The organism is Halomonas sp. 25-S5, assembly GCF_029889845.1.
Classification (GTDB): domain Bacteria; phylum Pseudomonadota; class Gammaproteobacteria; order Pseudomonadales; family Halomonadaceae; genus Halomonas.
In genome coordinates this window covers 1-19,221 of record NZ_JARANV010000028.1, presented here as the reverse complement: position 1 = coordinate 19,221, position 19,221 = coordinate 1, and the positions used below count along the sequence as shown (strand labels likewise).

The following is a 19,221-nucleotide window of genomic DNA, read 5'->3' as shown; positions in this document are numbered from 1 at the left end:
GTCATCCGGTGTCAAGGCGCGTGCCGGCCTCAGCCGCGGTTGAGCAGGATCTCCAGCACGAACTTGCTGCCGAAGTAGGCCATCAACAGCACCAGGCAGCCCCCCAGGGTCCAGCGCACCGCCCGCATGCCTCGCCAGCCCAGCCGATGATGGCTGAACAGCAGGGTGGCGAAGATCACCCAGGCGGCCAAGGAGAGGATCGACTTGTGGGCCAGGTGCTGGGCGAACATGTTGTCGAGGAACAAAAAGCCGCTGACGATCGACAGGGTCAGCAGGATCATGCCGGCCCAGATCAGCTCGAAGAGGACCCGTTCCATGGTGGTCAGCGGCGGCAGCGACTGGACCACACCGCGGATGTGGTGGTGGCGCAGCGCCTGGTTCTGGATGCCGAGCAGCACCGCCTGGATGGCGGCGATGGCCAGCAGCGCGAAGGCCAGTGCGCTGCTCAGGGCGTGCAGGGCGATCCCCGGCGTCATGCCGGTGGCGCGCTCGGGGCTCGGCAGCTCGATGGCCAGCAGCAGGGTCAGGCCGGCCAGCGGCAGCAGGCCGGTGGCGACATTGAGGACCGGCTTGACGAGGCTGACCACCAGCAGCACCAGCACGGCCAGGCCGCTGGCCAGCACCGCGCTGGTGGAGAGCCCGGGCAGCAGGGAGTCGCCCCGGACCAGCAGAGTGGCGGCCAGGGGCAGGTGGCAGAGCAGGCCGAGCAGGCCCAGCCCGCGCACCAGCATGGCGCGTGGTGGCACCCGCCGGATCAGGGTCAGCCCCTGCCAGGAGGCGGCCCCGAGATAGAAGATGAAGGCCATGACGGCAAGTGATAGCGGCTGCATCGATCGCTGTCCGTGCGCCTTCGCCAGCGCCTGGTGGTGGGGAATGGAGCCGCCACTATACCGAATCCGCCCGGCCGCGCCCAGCCGGCGGCGCGCCCCTCAGCGGCGAATGCCCGCCATGCATGGAGACTGGTGGCCACAGGGCGTATAATTTTCGACCATTGCAGGGAGCCCCCGGCCGGTGCCGGGTCGGCTCTCCGGCCATCGTCACTGGAGAGGCCCATGTTCCAGAATCTCAGCGAGCGTCTGTCGCAGACGCTCAAGTCGATCAAGGGTCAGGCGCGCCTGACCGAGGAGAACGTCAAGGATACCTTACGCGAGGTGCGCCGGGCGCTGCTCGAGGCCGACGTGGCCCTGCCGGTGGTCAAGGCGTTCATCGACCGCGTGCGCGAGCGCGCCGTGGGGCAGGAGGTCTCCCAGAGCCTCTCCCCGGGGCAGCAGTTCGTCAAGATCGTCCAGCAGGAGCTCGAGGCGATCATGGGCGAGGCCAACGAGGGGCTGGTTCTCAAGAGCGCCCCGGCCGTGGTGCTGATGGCCGGCCTGCAGGGCGCGGGCAAGACCACCTCGGTGGCCAAGCTGGCACGCTACCTGCGCGAGCGGGAAAAGAAGAAGGTACTGGTGGTCTCCGCCGACGTCTATCGGCCGGCGGCCATCGACCAGCTCGAGACCCTGGCCCGCGAGGTCGAGGTCGACTTCTTTCCGTCGCGCTCCGACCAGAAGCCCGTCGATATCGCCGAGGCGGCGATCAAGCACGCCAGGATCCAGTTTCATGACGTGGTGATCGTCGATACCGCCGGTCGCCTGGCCATCGACGAGGCGATGATGGCCGAGATTCAGGCGCTGCATAAGGCGGTGGTGCCTGACGAGACGCTGTTCGTCGTCGATGCCATGACCGGCCAGGATGCCGCCAATACCGCCAAGGCCTTCCACGAGGCGCTGCCGCTGACCGGGGTGATCCTCACCAAGGCCGATGGCGATGCCCGCGGCGGTGCGGCGCTCTCGGTGCGCCACATCACCGGCAAGCCGATCAAGTTCATGGGCGTGGGCGAGAAGGTCGACGCCCTCGAGCCCTTCCATCCGGACCGCGTGGCCTCGCGCATCCTCGGCATGGGCGACGTGATGTCGCTGATCGAGGACGCCGAGCGCACCGTTGACAAGAAGAAGGCCGAGCAGCTGGCCAAGAAGGTCAAGAAGGGCCAGGGCTTCGATCTCGAGGACTTCCGCGACCAGCTCCAGCAGCTCAAGAAGATGGGTGGCATGGGCGGCCTGATGGGCAAGCTGCCGGGCATGGGGCAGATGGCCGAGATGGCCCAGGGCCCCGGCCCCGAGAAGGAGCTGGGCAAGCTCGAGGCGCTGATCAACTCCATGACCGCCCAGGAGCGGCGCAAGCCCGAGATCATCAACGGCTCGCGCAAGCGGCGCATCGCCGCCGGGGCCGGCCTGCAGGTGCCGGACCTTAACCGCCTGCTCAAGCAGCACAAGCAGATGCAGAAGATGATGAAGAAGGCGGGCAAGAAGGGCGGCATGCAGAAGATGATGCGCGGCATGTCCGGCATGATGGGCGGTGGCGGCCCGGGTGGGCCCGGCGGCATGGGGGGTATGGGCGGCCCTGGCGGCATGCCCCGGCGCTGAGCCGGCGCTGAGCCGGCGCTGAGCCGGCGCATGGCGCGGCGCATGGCGCGGCGCATGGCGCGGCGCATGGCGCGGCGTCGAGCGCAAAAAGGTTTCCAAGTCGGGCGGTTTTCCGTAGAATGTCGCGTCTTCACTGGCAAGACCGCGATCGACGCGGCCATCGTCGTGACCGAATGACCCGAAGCCGGGCCGTCGGCCCGCTTTCCGTAGCAGTTCGTCGAGGGCCAGCAGGGTATCGGCACCTCGGCCGAAACATCCGCAACTTCAACCCGAAGGATAATCAACGCATGGTTACCATTCGTCTGGCACGTGGTGGCGCCAAGAAGCGTCCCTTCTACCACCTCACCGTGACCGATTCTCGCAAGTCCCGTGACGGCCGCTTCATCGAGCGCCTGGGCTTCTTCAACCCCGTGGCCCGTGGCCAGGAAGAGCGCCTGCGCGTCGACCTGGAACGCATCAGCCACTGGCAGAGCCAGGGCGCACAGCTCTCCGACCGCGTCGCCGAGCTGGTCAAGGAAGCCCGCAAGCAGGCCTGAAGGGCCTGACTTGCCTGCTGCAACGCAACGGTCCAGGGGTCGTCGATGAGCGAACACGCGCAAGCGCAGCCCGCCGACGATCATGTGGTGCTGGGCAATCTGACCAGCCCCTACGGCGTCAAGGGCTGGCTGAAGGTGTACTCGTACACCAGCCCCATGGAGGGCATCCTCGACTACGCGTCCTGGGTGCTGCGCCAGGGGACAACGCTGACCCGGGTGGGCGTCGTCCAGGGGCGTCGCCAGGGCAAGGGCCTGGTGGCCCGGCTCGAGGGCATCGATAGCCGCGAAGCGGCCGAGGCCCTGGCCGGCGCCGAGATCCTGCTGCCCAAGGCCGAACTGCCCGCGCTCGACGCTGATGACTACTACTGGTATCAGCTGGAAGGGCTCCGGGTGGTGACCCGCGACGGGTTGGCGCTGGGGTGCATCGACTCCCTGTTCGAGACCGGCGCCAACGACGTCATGGTCGTCAAGGGCGAGGTCGACGAGGGCATCGAGGCCCGCGAACGGTTGCTGCCCTACCTGCCCGGCGAGGTGGTGCGGGACGTGGACCTCGAGGCCGGCGTGATGACCGTCGACTGGGATCCCGAATTTTGACGCCCGGCTCGACCCCGGCGGGGCCGGCCATGTGGATCGGGGTGGTGTCGCTGTTTCCCGAGATGTTCGAGGCGATCACTTGCCATGGCGTCACGGGCCGGGCGGTGGACAAGGGGCGCATCGCGCTCGAGTTCTGGAACCCCCGGGACTACGCCACCGACCGGCATCGCACCGTTGACGACCGCCCCTATGGCGGTGGCCCGGGGATGCTGATGAAGGTCGACACCCTGCGCTCGGCCATCCACGCCGCCCGCGAGCGGGCCGAGGCGGCCACCGGGACACGGGCGAAGGTCATCTACCTGTCGCCCCAGGGGCGCCGCCTGGATCAGCGCGGCGTGCAGGAACTGGCATCGGGCCCACCCCTGGTGGTGGTGGCCGGACGCTATGAAGGCATCGATGAGCGGCTGGTGGAAGCCGACATCGATGAGGAGTGGTCGATCGGCGACTATGTGCTCAGCGGCGGCGAGCTGCCGGCCATGGTGCTGATCGATGCCGCGGCAAGGCTGGTGCCCGGGGTGCTGGGCCATCAGGATTCCGCGGTCGAGGACTCCTTCAACGACGGACTGCTGGACTGTCCGCACTACACGCGCCCGGAGGAAGTCGACGGGCGGCGGGTGCCGGAGGTCCTGCTCAGCGGCCACCACGGTGCTATCCGGCGCTGGCGGCTCAAGCAGTCCCTGGGGCGGACCTGGCTCAGGCGTCCAGACCTGCTGGAAGGCAGGACGTTGAGTGCCGAGCAGCGCGAGCTGCTCGAGGAGTTCCTCGAGGACTACGCCCTGTCCACCCGGTAGGTCAGGGCGGAGGTGCAGGACGCCACGACCCCATGAGCGGGCCAGGCGGACCTGTGTCACCAACGCATTCCCGCGCTCTCGAGCTCGTCTCGGGCGCCGGGATCACGATTCGCCGGCGACGCAAGCCGACCAGCGGATCAGGTTATCAAGGAGTCAATGTCATGAGCAGCAAGAGCAAGGTGATCCAGGCGCTCGAGAGCGAGCAGATGAGCAAGGAAGTCCCGGCCTTCGCCCCCGGCGATACCGTGGTCGTCCAGGTCAAGGTCAAGGAAGGCTCCCGCGAGCGCCTCCAGGCCTTCGAAGGCGTGGTCATCGGCAAGCGCAACCGCGGCCTGAACTCGGCCTTCACCGTGCGCAAGATCTCCCACGGGGTCGGCGTCGAGCGGACCTTCCAGACCTACAGCCCGCTGGTCGACTCCATCGAGGTCAAGCGTCGCGGTGACGTGCGCCAGGCCAAGCTGTACTACCTCCGCGAGCGCAGCGGCAGGTCTGCCCGCATTAAGGAAAAGCTGGCCTGAGGCGAGAGCCCCTGCCGGCCCGTGGTGTCGGGACCCCAGGCCCCGCACCCCTTGCGAAACCCCGTCACCGCTGCCGCGGGGCGGGGTTTCGTGCTGCTGGGACTTGTCCGGGAGCCGTATGGAAACCACCATGGATGCGGGCGCGCTGGTCGACGCCTTCCTCGACGGCCTGTGGCTGGAGCGGGGCGCGAGCGACAATACCCTGGCCGCCTATCGCCACGACCTGAGCGCCTGGCAGGCTCGCCTCGAGAGTGTCGACCAGCGGCTGCTGGCACCGGCCGGCGCGGTGTTGCCGGCCTGGCTCGACGCGCGTCGCGAGGCCGGTTACAGCCTGCGCAGCAACGCTCGGCTGCTCTCCAGCCTGCGCGGCTTCTACCGCTGGGCGCTGGCCGAGGGGCTTGTCGATCACGACCCGCTGGCCGAGGTGCGACTGCCCCGGGTGCGCCCCTCGCTCCCCGATACCCTGGAGGAGGCCGAGGTGGAGCGCCTGCTCGCCGCCCCGGACCTTTCCACCGATCTGGGCCTGCGCGACCGGGCGATGCTCGAGGTCCTCTATGGCGCCGGGCTGCGGGTCAGCGAGCTGGTCGGGCTGACCACCGACGCGGTCAATCTGCGCCAGGGCGTGGTTCGGGTGCGGGGCAAGGGCGACAAGGACCGCCTGGTGCCACTGGGCGAGGAGGCCGTGGCGTGCCTGTCGCGCTACTTGCGTGGCGCCCGGGGTGCGCTGATGGTCGACATCACCCGGCCGGCGCTGTTTCCCGGGCGCGGCGACCGTTGCCTGACGCGCCAGGCCTTCTGGCACCGTATCAAGGCCCATGCGCGTACCGCCGGCATCGACCGACCGCTGTCGCCGCACACCCTGCGCCACGCCTTCGCCACCCATCTGTTGAATCATGGGGCCAACCTGCGTGTCGTACAGCTGCTGCTCGGTCATAGCGACCTCTCGACCACCCAGATCTATACCCATGTCGCGCAGGTGCGACTGGAAGCCCTGCACGCCGACCATCATCCTCGAGGCTGACTCATGAGACGATCGACCCTTACCCTCGGCGGCGCACTGTTCGCCGTCTCCCTGGCCCTGCTGCCCGTCGCCCAGGCCGATATGGCCGAGCAGCTGGCCGAGACGCTCACGGTCAATGGCCAGTCCATGTCCGTGGAACGCGTGCGCGAGACACCGCTGGACGGCTTCTTTGAGGTCAGGCTGGAGAGCGGCGAGACCTTCTACAGCAACGCCGAGGGCAGCCACTTCCTGGTCGGCGACCTCTACGAGAATGGCGAGGGCGGCCTGGTCAACCTCACCGAGCAGGGGCGCAACGCCGAGCGCGCCGCGCGTCTCGCCGCGGTGCCGGAGAGCGAGCGGGTGATCTTCCGCGGTACCGGCGAGCCACGCGCCACGCTGGTGGTCTTCACCGACACCACCTGCCCCTACTGCCGGCAGCTCCATGAGGAGGTGCCGCGGCTCAACGAACTGGGCATCGAGGTGCACTACCTGGCCTTCCCGCGCAGCGGCCTGCGCTCGCCGGGGGGGCGGCAGCTGCAGCAGGTGTGGTGCGCCGACAATCCGGCCGAGGCCCTGTCCGCGGCCAAGCGTGACGAAGCGCTGCCGGGTGCTGCCGACTGCGACAATCCGGTCGAGGAACAGTATCATCTGGGCATGGAGCTCGGCGTCCAGGGCACACCGGCGATCGTGCTGCCCGACGGTCGCCTGGTGCCCGGCTATGTGCCGGCGGAGCGCCTGGCCGCCATGCTCGGCCTGAACGAGTGATGACCGACGTCGACGAACGTCGGCACGGCGGGCCCGGACGGGGCCCGATCCACGCTGAGACACACGCCAGAACGAGGGGAATGACATTGAAACCGGTGAGAGTGGGAATCTGTGGCCTGGGGACCGTCGGTGGCGGAACCTTCAACGTGCTGACACGCAATGCCGACGACATCGCCCGGCGCGCGGGGCGTCCGATCGTCATCGAGCAGGTCGCCTTCCGCAGCCTCAATCCCGACTGTGACACCACCGGCATCCGGACCACCTCCGACGTCTTCGAGGTGGCCACCAACCCCGACATCGACGTGCTGGTCGAGCTGATCGGCGGCTACGACGTGGCCCGCGAGCTGGTGCTCACCGCCATCGACAACGGCAAGCACGTGGTCACCGCCAACAAGGCGCTGATCGCCGTGCACGGCAACGAGATCTTCCGCGCCGCCCACGAGAAGGGCGTGATCGTCGCCTTCGAGGCGGCGGTGGCCGGCGGCATCCCGGTGATCAAGTCGCTGCGCGAGGGCCTGGGCGCCAACCGCATCGAGTGGGTGGCCGGTATCATCAACGGCACCGGCAACTACATCCTGACCCACATGCGCGACGAGGGGCGTGCCTTCGAGGACGTGCTCGCCGAGGCCCAGGCACTGGGCTACGCCGAGGCCGACCCGACCTTCGACGTCGAGGGCATCGACGCCGCCCACAAGCTGACCATTCTCGCTTCCATCGCCTATGGCGTGCCGCTGCAGTTCGACAAGGCCTACACCGAGGGCATCTCGCGCATCACCGCCGATGACGTGGAGCAGGCCGACAACCTGGGCTACATCATCAAGCACCTGGGCATCTCCAAGCGCACCGAGGCGGGCCTCGAGCTGCGCGTGCACCCGACCCTGATTCCCAAGGAGCGGCTGCTGGCCAGCGTCCATGGCGTCAAGAACGCCATCGCCATCATGGGCGATGCCGTGGGGCCGACCCTCTACTACGGCGCCGGTGCCGGCGCCGAGCCCACCGCCTCCGCGGTGGTCGCCGACCTGCTGGACGTGGCGCGCGACATCGCCACCGACCACCACTATCGGGTGCCCTACCTGGCCTTCAGCGGCATCGGCGAGCCGGAGTGCGACCTGCCGATCATGCCCATGGAAGACATCATCACCGCCTACTACCTGAGGCTGCTGGCGGTGGACCGCCCCGGCGTGCTGGCACGGGTGGCGACGATCCTCTCCGAGCAGGGGATCTCGATCGAGGCCTTGATCCAGAAGGAGGCCACCGAGGGCGAACTGGTGCCGATCATCCTGTTGACCCATCGCACCCGCGAGAAGCAGATGAACGAGGCGATGCGCCTGATCGAGTCGCTGGCCGACATCGCCGGCCCGGTGACGCGGATCCGCGTCGAGTCGCTGGACGAGCAGGAGTAAGCCATGCGCTATATCAGTACCCGCGGGCAGGCGCCCGCGCTCTCCTTCGAGGAAGTCGTGCTCACCGGCATGGCCAGCGACGGCGGCCTCTATGTGCCGGAGGATGTCCCGCGGCTCTCCCATGACGACCTGGCGGCCATGGCCGGGCTCTCCTACGCCGAGATCGCCTTCCGGGTCATGAAGCCCTACGTCAACGGCGAGATCGACGACGCGACCTTCCGCGGCATCGTCGAGGAGGCCTATGCCACCTTCAGCCACGACGCCGTGGTGCCGCTCAATCAACTCGATGCCAACCACTTCCTGCTGGAGCTGTTCCACGGCCCGACGCTGGCCTTCAAGGACGTGGCCCTGCAGCTGCTCGGCCGCATCCTCGACCACTTCCTGCGCAAGCGCGGCGAGCGGGCCGTCATCATGGGGGCGACCTCCGGCGACACCGGCTCGGCGGCCATCGAGGGCTGCCGCCACTGCGACAACCTCGACATCTTCATCCTCCACCCCTACCAGCGGGTCTCGGAGGTGCAGCGCCGCCAGATGACCACGGTGCTGGCCGACAACGTCTTCAATGTCGCCATCGAGGGCAACTTCGATGACGCCCAGGCCATGGTCAAGGCGAGCTTCGCCGACCAGGGCTTCCTCGATGGCACCCGGCTGGTGGCGGTGAACTCCATCAACTGGGCGCGCATCATGGCCCAGATCGTCTACTACGTCGCCTCGGCCGTGGCGCTGGGTGCGCCGCACCGCCAAGTGAGCTTCTGCGTGCCCTCGGCCAACTTCGGCAACGTCTTCGCCGGCTACATGGCCAAGCGCATGGGACTGCCGGTGAAGCAGTTCATCATCGCCACCAACGCCAACGACATTCTGCACCGCACCCTGGCCGACAACGACTTCTCCAAGCAGGCGCTGGTGGCCACCCTGGCGCCCTCCATGGACATCGTGGTGTCCTCCAACTTCGAGCGACTGCTGTTCGAGGCCTACGAGCGCGACGGGGCGGCGGTGAAGGCCCTGCTCGAGCGCTTCCAGAGCGAGCCCTCGGCGCTGGCCGAGGCGCCGCTGGCCCGGCTGCGCGAGTCCTTCGCCAGCCACAGCGTGAGTGATGCCACCATCCTCGAGGTGATCCGTGAGGCGCATCACCGCACCCAGGAGATCCTCGACCCGCACACCGCCACCGGCTACCGTGCCGCCGAGCGGGCGCGCGCCGATGCGACGACCCCGGTGATCACCCTGGCCACGGCCCACCCGGCCAAGTTCGCCGAGGCGGTGGTCAAGGCCGGCTTCCCGGGCGTGCCGTTGCCGCCGCACATGGACGACCTGCTGGAGCGCGAGGAGCGCTATACCGTGCTGCCCGCGGAGCTTTCCGCCGTGCAGCAGTTCGTGGCCGAGAACCGTCGGTAGTAGCCTTCCCTCTCGGGGCTGATCCGGCGACAGGCCTGCGAGGAGGCGCTGTGAACCCTTCCATGGGCGCTACCGATGCCATCCCTGGCATAGGACCTCCTCTTCGGCCTGTCCCCGGCGCCCCTCGTTTGGCACGGCGATGATCCATCGCCATGCCGATGAGTGCGAATTACAGGAGTCAGGCTTGGACGCCGCCACCACCGATCCCATTGATCTGCAGGCGCGCTTGCGCCCCCGCATCCAGCCCAGGCCCCGCGATGAGGCGCTCTATGCCCGTGCCCGCGAAGAGGGCCTGACCGAGCTCCAGGCGCGGGTGCTGGCGGGGCGGCTTTCCGGCTACCAGGGCGAGCTGGCGCCGCTGGTCTCGCCCAGCCTGCGCCACCTGGCCCACCCCGAGAAGCTCGCCGACGCACGCCGTGCGGCAGAGCGCATCGCCCAGGCGGTGGTGGATGGCGAGCATATCGGCATCCTCACCGACTACGACGTGGACGGCATCACCTCCCACGTGGTGATCCGGCGCACCCTGGTCGAGCTCTTCGGGGTGCCCGAGGCGAAGCTGCACAGCCTGATCGGCCACCGTATCCATGACGGCTACGGCATCAGCCTGCCGCTGGTGGAGCGCACCCTGGCACTCTCGCCGCAGCCGAGCCTGGTGATCACCGCCGACTGCGGCAGCTCCGACGAGCCGCGCATCGCCCGACTCAAGGCCGCCGGCATCGAGGTGGTGGTCAGCGACCACCACGCCCTGCCGCAGGAGGGCCCGCCGGCCTCGGCCTACGCCGTGGTTAATCCCACCCGCGACGACTGCGACTATCCCGACCCGACCATCGCCGGCTGCATGGTGGCGTGGCTCGTGATGTCGCTGGCCCGCCGGGTGCTGGTCGAGTGGGGCGTGCTGGCGCCGGCCACCCCGAAGCTCTCGCCCTGGCTCTCCTACGTGGCGCTGGGCACGGTGGCCGACTGCGTCTCGCTGGGTGGCAGCGTGGCCAACCGCGCGGTGGTGACCCACGGCCTGACGCTGATCAATCGCATGGAGGCCGCCTGCTGGCGGGCCATGGCGGCGCGCCTGGGGGCCGACAGCGTGCCCTTCGACGCCGAGACCCTGGCCTTCCAGATGGGGCCGCGAATCAATGCCCGTTCGCGCCTCGACGATCCCTATGCGGCGCTGCACTACATGCTGGCGGCGGATGACGCCACTGCGGCACGGCATCTGGAAACGCTGGATCAGGATAACCAGTCGCGCAAGGCGATCGAGGCCGAGATGGCCGAGGAGGCCAAGGCCCTGGCCCTGCCGGCCCTGGTCGCCGAAGAGCCCGCCATCGTCGTCTTCCTGGAGGATGGTCACCCGGGCGTGCAGGGCATCGTCGCCTCCCGGCTGGTGCAGGCCTTTGGCCGACCGGCCCTGGTGCTGACCCCGGCGGCGGCCCCCGGCATGCTCACCGGCTCCGGGCGCTCCATCGAGGGGCTGCACCTGCGCGACGCCCTGCAGCGGACCTTCGAGTTGGCCCCCGAGGCGCTGCCGCGCTTCGGGGGCCACCGCGGCGCCGCCGGGGTGGGGGTACCGCGCGAGCACCTGGCGGCCTTCCGTACGGCCTTCCTGCGGGCGGTGGGCGAGCAGCTGGGCGATACCGAACTCTGTCCTCGGATATTCACCGACGGCGAGCTGGCGCCCCATCAGCTCGGCCTCGCCACCCTGGACGAGCTCGAGCGACTTGCGCCCTACGGCCGGGAGTTCGATGCCCCGCTGTTCCAGGGCGAGTTCCTGGTCGAGGCGCTGCGTCCGGTGGGGGCTGATGGCAGCCACCTGATGCTGGAGCTCTCCGCTGGGGCCACGAGCCTCAAGGCGATCTGGTTCCGTGCCCTGACCCCCGGTGAGATGCCGGCCTTCGGCGTCGGCGCCACGCTGCACTGCGCCTTCAAGCTCAACCGCAACCGCTGGCGGGGGCGCGAGAGTCTCCAGCTGATGATCGAGCACGCGAGCGCTCACGAATTCTAAAGGAGCCCTTGATGGATCCCCAGGAACTACCCACCGACCCCCATCGCCCCCATGAGGACGTGATGGCGATGCTGGTCGGCACGCTCTTCGTCGCCCTCGGCGTGAGCTTCTATACCCAGGCGATGCTGCTCACCGGTAGTACTGCGGGCCTGGCCTTCCTGCTGCAGTACGCCACCGGCTGGCGCTTCGGCATCTGGTTCTTCCTGATCAACCTGCCGTTCTACTGGCTGGCCGTGCGTCGCATGGGCTGGTCGTTCACCCTGCGCACCTTCGTGGCCATCGGCCTGGTCTCGGTGTTCTCGGAACTCACCGCCAGCTGGATCCGCATCGAGTGGCTGCAGCCGTTCTACGCGGCCCTGATGGGCGGCAGCCTGATCGGCATCGGCATGCTGGTGCTGTTTCGCCACCGCACGAGCCTCGGCGGCATCAATATCCTCTCGCTCTTCCTGCAGGACCGCTACGGCTGGCGGGCGGGCTACGTGCAGCTGGGCATCGATGCGCTCATCATGCTGGTCGCCCTGCTGGTGCTGCCGGTGGAGCGGGTGGGGCTCTCGGTGCTCGGCGCCGTGGCGCTCAACCTGATCATCGCGCTGAACCACAAGCCGGGGCGTTATATGGGGGTCAGCTGAGGCATGGTGGCTCAGTAATTGGGCCAGACGCCGGGGGTGGCCAGCTCCAGCAGGTGGCTGTCGGGGTCGCGGAAATAGACGCTTTCTCCGCCCCGCGGCCAGTGGGTGCGCCCCTCGATGGCAATGCCGTGGTCCTCGAGCTGGCCTTCCCACGCCGCGAGCTCGCGGGCGGCGATGGCGAAGGCGAGGTGCACTCGGCCGCTGCCGTCGTGGGGCGGGATGGTGCCCATCTCGTTGGGCAGCACCACGGTCTCCAGTGTCTCGCCGCGCAGGAAGAGCAACAGCACCGAGCCGGCCCCGGCGTCATAGGCGGTGAAGCGATGGTCGGCGTTGAAGGGCAAAAGCCCCATCACGCCCTCGAAGAAGCTCCGCGCCCGGGCCATGTCCTCCACGTAGAGCGCGGTCTCCAGCACACCGTTGAGCCCGGGCATGGCCACCTCCGATCCTTGCATGTTCCTTCAGTCTAGCAAGGGTCAGCGCTGGCTCCCCCAGAACCACCAGGCGATCAGGGCGATCAGGGCCAGGCCGGCGAGATTGACGATCCAGCTCATCGTGCGTCCTCCTGCTTCTGGGGGTTGACCCTGTCATCGCCCGCGGCCTCGGCGGAGGGGCGGAACAGGCGCAGCCGGTTGGCGTTGCTGACCACGGTGATCGAGGAGAGCGACATGGCGGCCCCGGCGATCATCGGCGAGAGCAGGGTGCCGGTAAGGGGGTAGAGCACTCCGGCGGCGATGGGAATGCCCAGGGTGTTGTAGCCGAAGGCGCCCACCAGGTTCTGCTTGATGTTACGCAGGGTGGCCCGGCTGACTTCGATGGCGGCAGCCACGCCATGCAGCGAGCCACGTACCAGGGTGATGCCGGCACTCTCGATGGCCACGTCGGTGCCCTGGCCGATGGCGAAGCCCACGTCGGCGCGGGCGAGTGCCGGGGCGTCATTGATGCCGTCGCCGACCATGCCCACGACCTCGCCCTCGGCCTGACGGCGCTCGATCTCGGCGTGCTTGTCTTCGGGCAGCAGGCCGGCGCGGAAGTCGTCGATGCCGACCTCGCGGGCGATGGCCCCGGCGGTGTGGGCGTTGTCGCCGGTGAGCATCACCACCTTGAGGCCGTCGGCCTGCAGGCGCTTCACGGCGGCGATGGTGTCTTGGCGCAAGGGGTCGCTGATGCCGAATAGCGCGGTCAGCCGCCCGTCTACGGCGAGGTAGACCACGGTGCGTGCTTTCTGCTCGAGACCCGACGCGATCTCGCGGCCGCTGGCCAGGTCGATATCGGCCTCTTCCAGCAGGCGGGCATTGCCCAGCAGCAGCGCTCGGCCGTCGGCACTGGTCGCCTTGACCCCACCGCCGGTGACGGTATCGAAGTCGCGAATCTCGCCGGGTGTGGCCTGCCGGGCTTCCGCATGCCCCATCAGGGCGGCCGCCAGCGGGTGCTCGGAGCCGCGCTCCAGGGCCGCTACCAGGCCCAATACGTCCTGCTCGTCGCCCTCGATCACCTCCGCTTCCGTCACCTCGGGCTTGCCCTCGGTCAGGGTGCCGGTCTTGTCCACCACCAGGGTGGTGAGCTTGCTGGCGGTCTGCAGGGCATCGCCGCTTCTCACCAGCACGCCGTGCTCGGCTGCCTTGCCGACGCCGATCATGGTGGAGATCGGTGTGGCCAGGCCCAGGGCGCAGGGGCAGGCGATGATCAGTACCGTGGTGGCGGTGACCAGCATATGGATCACCCGTGGCTCGGCACCAACGTTGAACCAGGCCAGCGCGGTGATCACGGCGATGATCATCACCGAGGGCACGAAGACGCTCGACACCTTGTCGGCCAACTTGCCGATGGGGGGGCGGGAGTTCTGGGCGCTGGCCACCTGCTCGGTGATCTGCCCCAGGCGGGTGTCATTGCCGACGCGGGTGGCGCGATAGACCAGCGAACCCTTGCCGTTGACCGTGCCGGCACTCACCTCGTCGCCCTCGCCCTTGGTCACCGGCAGGGGCTCGCCGGTGAGCATGGATTCGTCGATATGGCTCTGCCCCTCGGTGACCTCGCCGTCCACCGGCAGGCGCTCGCCGGGGCGCACGCGGATGTGGTCCCCCTCGCGGACCTCATCGATCTCGACCTCGCGCTCCTCGCCGTCGCGGATCACCCGTGCGGTGCGGCTCTGCAGGTCGAGCAGCCGCTTGAGGGCGTCGCTGGTCCGGCCCCGCGCCCGTAGCTCCAGGGCATTGCCCAGCAGCACCAGGCCGATGACCATCGCCGAGGCTTCGAAGTAGATGCCGCGGGCCACCTCGGGCAGCCAGGGCCCGAAGGCGACCACCGCCATGGAGTAGAGCCAGGCGGTGCCGGTACCCATGGCGATCAGGGTATCCATGTTGGCCTGGTGGTGCCGGAAGTTCTTCCAGGCATTGATGAAGAAGTGGCGGCCGGGGAAGGCCATCACCGCCAGCGTCAGCGCCCCGATCGCCAGCCAGTAGAGCCGCCCGCTACCCACGGGCTGGGGGTGGAAGACGAACATGCTGGCCATCAGCGGCACGGCCAGGGCCAGCGACCAGGCGCTCCCCTTCAGGCGCCGGCGATAGTCCCGCTCGTCACGCTCGGCGCGGGCCTGCTCGGCCTCGCGCATGTCGACGATGGGTTCGGCACCGTAGCCCACGTCCTCCACGGCACGGACCAGGGCATCCGGGTCGGCGCTGCCGCGCACCTGGGCGGTATGGGTGCCGAAGTTGACCTCCGCGCCGACCACCCCGGGCGTGCGCTCCAGGGCCTGCTGCACGCTCTTCACGCAGCTGGCGCAGGTCATGCCGCTGATCGACAGCCGCCGGGTGGTGGCACGTGTGTCGCCCTCTTCCGCCTCTGGAACCCTCGCCTTCTCGGGTGTTTCCTCGGCGGAGGGACGCTCGGGCTCTTGCGCGGGGGAGGGCTCGGCAGACTGCGACGCTCGAGCGGCCGGGTAGCCGGCCTCTTCCAGCAGCCGGTCAAGAATGGCGCCCTCCAGGGCCGTCTCCACCTCAAGGCGCTTCTCGTCCGGGATGCCGACCACCTCGGCCTCCGGGTCCTCGGCCTGGATCGCCTTGCGCATCCTGCCCACACACCCCTGGCAGCTCATGCCGGGCACCCGGCGCTCGTGACGTTGCCTGCCGGTGGCCGGGTAGCCTGCCTCGGCCAGGGCCTCGTCCAGGGTACCATCGGCCAGGGTGGTGGTGACCTCGAGGCGCTTCTCGGCAGGGGTGCCGGTAACCTCGGCCTTCGCGTCCCGGGCCTGGATGGCCCGGCGCATCGTGGCCACGCAGCCCTGGCAGTTCATGCCGGGGACCTGGCGTTCCAGGGGCTGTCTGGCGTTCATTGGGTCTCCTCGCCGGTCTCGTGGCCGGCAGTGAGCGGTTCGGGAAAGCTCTCGATCAGGCGGCAGAGGCTGTGGCCGTCGGGGGTGCCGTCGGGCATCTCCTCCCAGGCGGCCAGGGCCTGCTCCATGCGCTGTGCCAGGGATTGCAGCTCACGGATCCGTTCGTGGATCTGCGGCAGCCGGCTGGCCAGCAGGTCGCGCACCATGGGGCAGGGCGAGTCGCCATGGTCAGCGTGGTCGAGGATGTCGCGGATCTCGGCCACGCCGAAGCCCAGGGTGCGGGCCCGCTGGATGAAGCGCAGCCGGTCCAGGTCACCCTGCCCGAACAGCTGGTAGCCGTTCTTGGGATGGCGCTCGGGATGCAGCAGCCCCTCGCGAGTGTAGTGGCGCACGGTCTCGGCGGTGACGCCGGCCAGGCGTGCCAGTTCGCTGACCTTCATGGCGGAGCCTCTCGGGGATGTCATCCGGCAAGTGTAAAACCCTTGGGTTACCCATAGGTCAAGGGACAATGGAACCGCGCCGGCCACGGTGAGCATGAATTACCTAAGTCAATGAAAGTTCGAGGGATGAAACGGCCGTGCGACCAAAGTATTAGCATTTTTTGTTTTCAAACGGCCGTTTGTGCTTGATCCCGGATGGTGGATTCGCAAACACTGGCCTGGACCTGGCCGCCCCGCGGCAAGAACGACAACAATCCTTCACCAGGAAAAGGGATGCCTCGCCATATGCCCAACACCTTCAACAAGCTGACCGTTGCCATCGCCCTCGCCTCCACGACGCTGATCGCCAGCCAGGCCGCCGCCTCAGGCTTCCAGGTCCGCGAGCAGAGTGCCAAGACCCTGGCCAATGCCCTCTCCAATGCCGCCGCGGGGGCCGAGGACGCCAGCTTCATGGCCTACAACCCGGCCGCCATCGGCAATATCGACGGCAACCAGGTCGTCGGCGGGGTGGCCTATATCGATGCCAATTTCGACCTGCAGGATGCCGAAGCCTACCCTACCGGAACGTCCCCCCTACTTAGCTACGATAGAGGTGGTTCGCGACAAGGGGGCGAGACGGCGGTGGTGCCGAGTTTCGCCGCCAAGACCCAGTTGAACGAGCAGTTCGACCTGGGCCTGGCCATCTATGCCCCCTACGGGCTCTCCACCAAGTATGACGAGGACTGGGTCGGCCGCTACCACGCCATCGAGACCGAGCTGAAGACGATCGACTTCCAGCCGACACTCAACTACCGGGCCACCGACCGCCTCAACCTGGCCGTGGGCCTGAGGGCGCAATATGTGGATGCGACGTTGTCTAATGCGGTGGATTTTGGCTCCGCGGCTGCTCTGAAGGGAGATCCTAGAGCGATCCCCGGGCGTGACGACGTGATCGGTACGGTTGAGGGTGATGACTGGGGATACGGCTATACGCTGGGTGCGCTCTTCCAGGTCACTGACAAGACACGGCTTGGTGCCAGCTACCGCTCCAAAATTGACCTGACCCTCGAAGGGGATGTCGGGTTCAGCGGAACGACTGCGTATTCTTCCGCTGCCGTGGCGAATGAGTCCGATCCACGTATCACCGATAAAGGAGGGAAGGCCGACCTGACGACGCCGGCCAGCCTGAATCTGGGCGTCTACCACCAGCTGACCGATCGACTGGCGCTGATGGCCAATGCCGAATGGACCGAGTGGAGCAGCTTCGATGAGCTGGTGGTCGAGTTCGAGGACGGCACCAATAGCCCAACCACCGAGAACTGGGAGGATACCTGGGCCTTCTCGGTGGGCGCCAACTATGCGCTGACCCCGCAGTGGCTACTGCGTGCCGGCCTGGGCCTCGACGAGAGCCCGGTGCCCAGCGCCGAGTTCCGCACCCCGCGGGTGCCGGATGCCGACCGCCAGTGGGCGACCCTCGGCGCCACCTGGATGCCCACGCCCGAGCTCGGCGTCACCGCCGGCTACATGCATGTCTTCGCCGACGATGGCGATATCGACCAGCAGGCGACCGCCACCAACGAGAACGCCAGCAAGGGCAACCTCTCCGGCACCTACGAGGTCTCGGCGGATGTCTTCGCCCTCTCGGTGGACTATCGCTTCTAAGCCTCGATCACGCGCCCGACCTCGAGACCCGGCTTCGGCCGGGTCTCGTCGTCATGGGCTCCCGCCGGCATCAGGGCTATTGCAGATTGAAGTGTCTCTCGAGGCTGTTCCGGCGACAGGACTTCGGGGAGGCGCTGTGAACCCCTCCCTGGGCGCTACCGATGCCCTGCGTCGCTCTCGCGTCCTGCTCCGCTTGCAGGGCCGGTGCTGGCCATCCATGGCCAGCCCGTTCGGAGCAGTGCTCCTCACCCCTGGCATAGGACCTCCCCTTCGACCTGTCCCCGGCGCCTCTCGATCGGGGTAACCGCGGCAACCCTTCCGTCGGCGTGGGGATGGATGCGGCAGGGCGGCACTTTCGCTACACTAGGCGCCTTTTCCGTGCCGTCGGGGCCCTGGTGTCGAGCCCGCGCCCCGGCGGCCATCGTTCCATCGCAGACTCGGATGAGCCCCATGCTGGAAACCAACCCGATTCACCACCTGATCAAGGACCTGTCTGAGCGGACAGACGTCCTGAGGGGGTATCTTTGACTATGCTGAAAAGAAGGATCGGCTAGAGGAAGTCACCCGCGAGCTCGAGGACCCGAACGTCTGGAGCGACCCGGACAATGCCCAGAAGCTCGGCAAGGAGCGGGCGACCCTGGAGGTGATCGTGGCTACCATCGATGATCTCGACCAGGGGCTCGGCGACAGCCGCGACCTGCTCGAACTCGCCGAGATGGAGGACGACGAGGGCACCGTCGCCGAGGTCCAGAAGGAGCTCGAGGGGCTGCAGGCCAGCCTCGAGAAGCTCGAGTTCCGGCGCATGTTCTCCGGCGAGATGGACGAGAACAACGCCTATCTCGACATCCAGGCCGGCTCCGGCGGCACCGAGGCCCAGGACTGGGCCAACATGCTGCTGCGCATGTACCTGCGCTGGGCCGAGCACCACGGCTTCAAGGCCGAGATCATCGAGGTCTCCGCCGGCGAGGTGGCGGGCATCAAGTCCGCCTCGGTGCATGTCCAGGGTGAGTATGCCTTCGGCTGGCTGCGTACCGAGACCGGCGTTCACCGCCTGGTGCGCAAGAGCCCCTTCGACTCCGGTGGCCGTCGGCATACCTCGTTCGCCTCGGTGTTCCTGTCGCCGGAGGTCGATGACAGCTTCGAGGTCGAAATCAATCCCTCTGACCTGCGCACCGATACCTACCGCTCCAGCGGGGCCGGTGGCCAGCACGTCAACACCACCGACTCGGCCGTACGCATCACCCACGAGCCCACCGGCATCGTGGTGGCCTGCCAGAGCCAGCGCAGCCAGCACGCCAACCGCGACTTCGCCATGAAGCAGCTCAAGGCGAAGCTGTGGGAACACGAGATGCAGAAGCGCAACGCCGCCAAGCAGGAGGCCGAAGACTCCAAGGCCGATATCGGCTGGGGCAGCCAGATCCGCTCCTATGTGCTGGATGACCAGCGCATCAAGGACCTGCGCACCGGCGTGCAGTCGAGCAGCTGTGACAAGGTGCTGGACGGTGACCTGGATCAGTTTATCGTCGCCAGCCTTAAACAAGGCCTCTAGCCGCAAGCCCGATGCCGCCTGCGGGGGAGGCCTTCGGCCTCCATTCGCTCAGCAAGCTGGGCTCCCAGTGCGCCCGTGAAGGCGTGCACACAACTCGGTGAAAGTCCGAGTCGGGGTAAGCCATGGCCCCGTAGCCGAAGGTAACTGCGTCGCCGCGAGGCGGGGTGGAGAGCAACC

At 68.1% G+C, this 19,221-nt stretch carries 18 protein-coding genes; 14 read left to right on the top strand and 4 right to left on the bottom strand.

What is annotated here, in order from left to right; genetic code table 11:
* Positions 1–29: 29 nt before the first annotated feature.
* Positions 30–830 carry a cytochrome c biogenesis protein CcsA gene (gene ccsA, locus OP498_RS16150; RefSeq protein ID WP_280554399.1) on the bottom strand — a complete coding sequence of 267 codons (801 nt, stop codon included), beginning with the start codon at positions 828–830 and terminating at the stop codon, positions 30–32.
* Positions 831–1,052: 222 nt separating this feature from the next.
* Here ccsA and ffh point away from each other — a divergent pair, with 222 nt between their 5' ends.
* The 12 genes from ffh (at position 1,053) to OP498_RS16090 (ending at position 12,086) form a co-directional block, all read left to right on the top strand.
* Positions 1,053–2,462 (top strand): signal recognition particle protein, encoded by a 1,410-nt coding sequence (ffh, locus tag OP498_RS16145; RefSeq protein WP_280554398.1) that lies wholly within the window; start codon positions 1,053–1,055, stop codon positions 2,460–2,462.
* A 30-nt stretch (positions 2,463–2,492) separates the two neighbouring features.
* The gene (locus OP498_RS16140; protein ID WP_280554397.1) at positions 2,493–2,639 is read left to right on the top strand and encodes a hypothetical protein; all 147 of its coding nucleotides are present in this window, start codon (positions 2,493–2,495) and stop codon (positions 2,637–2,639) included.
* Between the two features lie 110 nt (positions 2,640–2,749).
* Positions 2,750–2,998, top strand: coding sequence for a 30S ribosomal protein S16 (gene rpsP, locus OP498_RS16135; RefSeq protein ID WP_133637530.1), 249 nt, complete (start codon positions 2,750–2,752; stop codon positions 2,996–2,998).
* A gap of 45 nt (positions 2,999–3,043) precedes the next feature.
* On the top strand, positions 3,044–3,592 hold the full coding sequence (gene rimM, locus OP498_RS16130; RefSeq protein ID WP_280550064.1) for a ribosome maturation factor RimM: 549 nt from the start codon (positions 3,044–3,046) through the stop codon (positions 3,590–3,592).
* 29 nt (positions 3,593–3,621) lie between these two features.
* A complete protein-coding gene (gene trmD / locus OP498_RS16125) occupies positions 3,622–4,383 on the top strand; it encodes a tRNA (guanosine(37)-N1)-methyltransferase TrmD (RefSeq protein ID WP_280550100.1) in 762 nt (253 codons plus the stop codon).
* Positions 4,384–4,544: 161 nt separating this feature from the next.
* Positions 4,545–4,901, top strand: a complete 357-nt coding sequence (gene rplS / locus OP498_RS16120) for a 50S ribosomal protein L19 (RefSeq protein WP_280550065.1) — start codon at positions 4,545–4,547, stop codon at positions 4,899–4,901.
* Between the two features lie 118 nt (positions 4,902–5,019).
* On the top strand, positions 5,020–5,922 hold the full coding sequence (gene xerD / locus OP498_RS16115; protein ID WP_280554396.1) for a site-specific tyrosine recombinase XerD: 903 nt from the start codon (positions 5,020–5,022) through the stop codon (positions 5,920–5,922).
* Between the two features lie 3 nt (positions 5,923–5,925).
* Positions 5,926–6,666 carry a DsbC family protein gene (locus OP498_RS16110; protein WP_280554395.1) on the top strand — a complete coding sequence of 247 codons (741 nt, stop codon included), beginning with the start codon at positions 5,926–5,928 and terminating at the stop codon, positions 6,664–6,666.
* A gap of 86 nt (positions 6,667–6,752) precedes the next feature.
* Complete coding sequence (locus tag OP498_RS16105; RefSeq protein WP_280550102.1) at positions 6,753–8,069, top strand: homoserine dehydrogenase; 1,317 nt, start codon at positions 6,753–6,755, stop codon at positions 8,067–8,069.
* A gap of 3 nt (positions 8,070–8,072) precedes the next feature.
* Positions 8,073–9,461, top strand: coding sequence for a threonine synthase (gene thrC / locus OP498_RS16100; protein ID WP_280554393.1), 1,389 nt, complete (start codon positions 8,073–8,075; stop codon positions 9,459–9,461).
* Positions 9,462–9,645: 184 nt separating this feature from the next.
* Complete coding sequence (gene recJ, locus OP498_RS16095) at positions 9,646–11,457, top strand: single-stranded-DNA-specific exonuclease RecJ (protein WP_280554392.1); 1,812 nt, start codon at positions 9,646–9,648, stop codon at positions 11,455–11,457.
* A gap of 11 nt (positions 11,458–11,468) precedes the next feature.
* Positions 11,469–12,086, top strand: a complete 618-nt coding sequence (locus OP498_RS16090; protein ID WP_280550070.1) for a YitT family protein — start codon at positions 11,469–11,471, stop codon at positions 12,084–12,086.
* 11 nt (positions 12,087–12,097) lie between these two features.
* On the opposite strand, the gene OP498_RS16085 is transcribed toward OP498_RS16090, so the two are convergent.
* The 3 genes from OP498_RS16085 to OP498_RS16075 all read right to left on the bottom strand — a co-directional run bounded on the left by OP498_RS16085 (position 12,098) and on the right by OP498_RS16075 (position 15,854).
* Complete coding sequence (locus OP498_RS16085) at positions 12,098–12,517, bottom strand: VOC family protein (RefSeq protein ID WP_280550071.1); 420 nt, start codon at positions 12,515–12,517, stop codon at positions 12,098–12,100.
* Positions 12,518–12,633: 116 nt separating this feature from the next.
* The gene (locus OP498_RS16080) at positions 12,634–15,414 is read right to left on the bottom strand and encodes a heavy metal translocating P-type ATPase (protein WP_348533493.1); all 2,781 of its coding nucleotides are present in this window, start codon (positions 15,412–15,414) and stop codon (positions 12,634–12,636) included.
* Positions 15,411–15,854 (bottom strand): MerR family transcriptional regulator, encoded by a 444-nt coding sequence (locus OP498_RS16075; RefSeq protein ID WP_280554391.1) that lies wholly within the window; start codon positions 15,852–15,854, stop codon positions 15,411–15,413. Before OP498_RS16075 ends, OP498_RS16080 begins: the two co-directional genes overlap by 4 nt.
* Positions 15,855–16,127: 273 nt before the next feature.
* Between OP498_RS16075 and OP498_RS16070 the strand changes: the two genes are divergently transcribed.
* Entirely contained in the window at positions 16,128–17,495 is a 1,368-nt protein-coding gene (locus OP498_RS16070; protein ID WP_280554390.1) for an OmpP1/FadL family transporter, read from the top strand.
* Positions 17,496–17,948: 453 nt separating this feature from the next.
* Positions 17,949–19,044 (top strand): peptide chain release factor 2 gene (prfB, locus tag OP498_RS16065; RefSeq protein WP_280550104.1). Its coding sequence is split into 2 segments (ribosomal slippage): positions 17,949–18,020 and positions 18,022–19,044, totalling 1,095 coding nucleotides; the frame shifts between segments, so codons are not numbered across the junction.
* Positions 19,045–19,221 lie beyond the last annotated feature (177 nt).

Coding starts and splice junctions, on each gene's coding strand:
- rplS (WP_280550065.1), top strand. CDS start 4,545: ATGAGCAGCAAGAGCAAGGTGATCCAGGCGCTCGAGAGCGAGCAGATG.
- rpsP (WP_133637530.1), top strand. CDS start 2,750: ATGGTTACCATTCGTCTGGCACGTGGTGGCGCCAAGAAGCGTCCCTTC.
- OP498_RS16085 (WP_280550071.1), bottom strand. CDS start 12,517: ATGCCCGGGCTCAACGGTGTGCTGGAGACCGCGCTCTACGTGGAGGAC.
- trmD (WP_280550100.1), top strand. CDS start 3,622: ATGTGGATCGGGGTGGTGTCGCTGTTTCCCGAGATGTTCGAGGCGATC.
- OP498_RS16080 (WP_348533493.1), bottom strand. CDS start 15,414: ATGAACGCCAGACAGCCCCTGGAACGCCAGGTCCCCGGCATGAACTGC.
- ffh (WP_280554398.1), top strand. CDS start 1,053: ATGTTCCAGAATCTCAGCGAGCGTCTGTCGCAGACGCTCAAGTCGATC.
- OP498_RS16110 (WP_280554395.1), top strand. CDS start 5,926: ATGAGACGATCGACCCTTACCCTCGGCGGCGCACTGTTCGCCGTCTCC.
- xerD (WP_280554396.1), top strand. CDS start 5,020: ATGGAAACCACCATGGATGCGGGCGCGCTGGTCGACGCCTTCCTCGAC.
- OP498_RS16090 (WP_280550070.1), top strand. CDS start 11,469: ATGGATCCCCAGGAACTACCCACCGACCCCCATCGCCCCCATGAGGAC.
- OP498_RS16075 (WP_280554391.1), bottom strand. CDS start 15,854: ATGAAGGTCAGCGAACTGGCACGCCTGGCCGGCGTCACCGCCGAGACC.
- ccsA (WP_280554399.1), bottom strand. CDS start 830: ATGCAGCCGCTATCACTTGCCGTCATGGCCTTCATCTTCTATCTCGGG.
- OP498_RS16070 (WP_280554390.1), top strand. CDS start 16,128: ATGCCTCGCCATATGCCCAACACCTTCAACAAGCTGACCGTTGCCATC.
- rimM (WP_280550064.1), top strand. CDS start 3,044: ATGAGCGAACACGCGCAAGCGCAGCCCGCCGACGATCATGTGGTGCTG.
- OP498_RS16140 (WP_280554397.1), top strand. CDS start 2,493: ATGGCGCGGCGCATGGCGCGGCGCATGGCGCGGCGCATGGCGCGGCGT.
- thrC (WP_280554393.1), top strand. CDS start 8,073: ATGCGCTATATCAGTACCCGCGGGCAGGCGCCCGCGCTCTCCTTCGAG.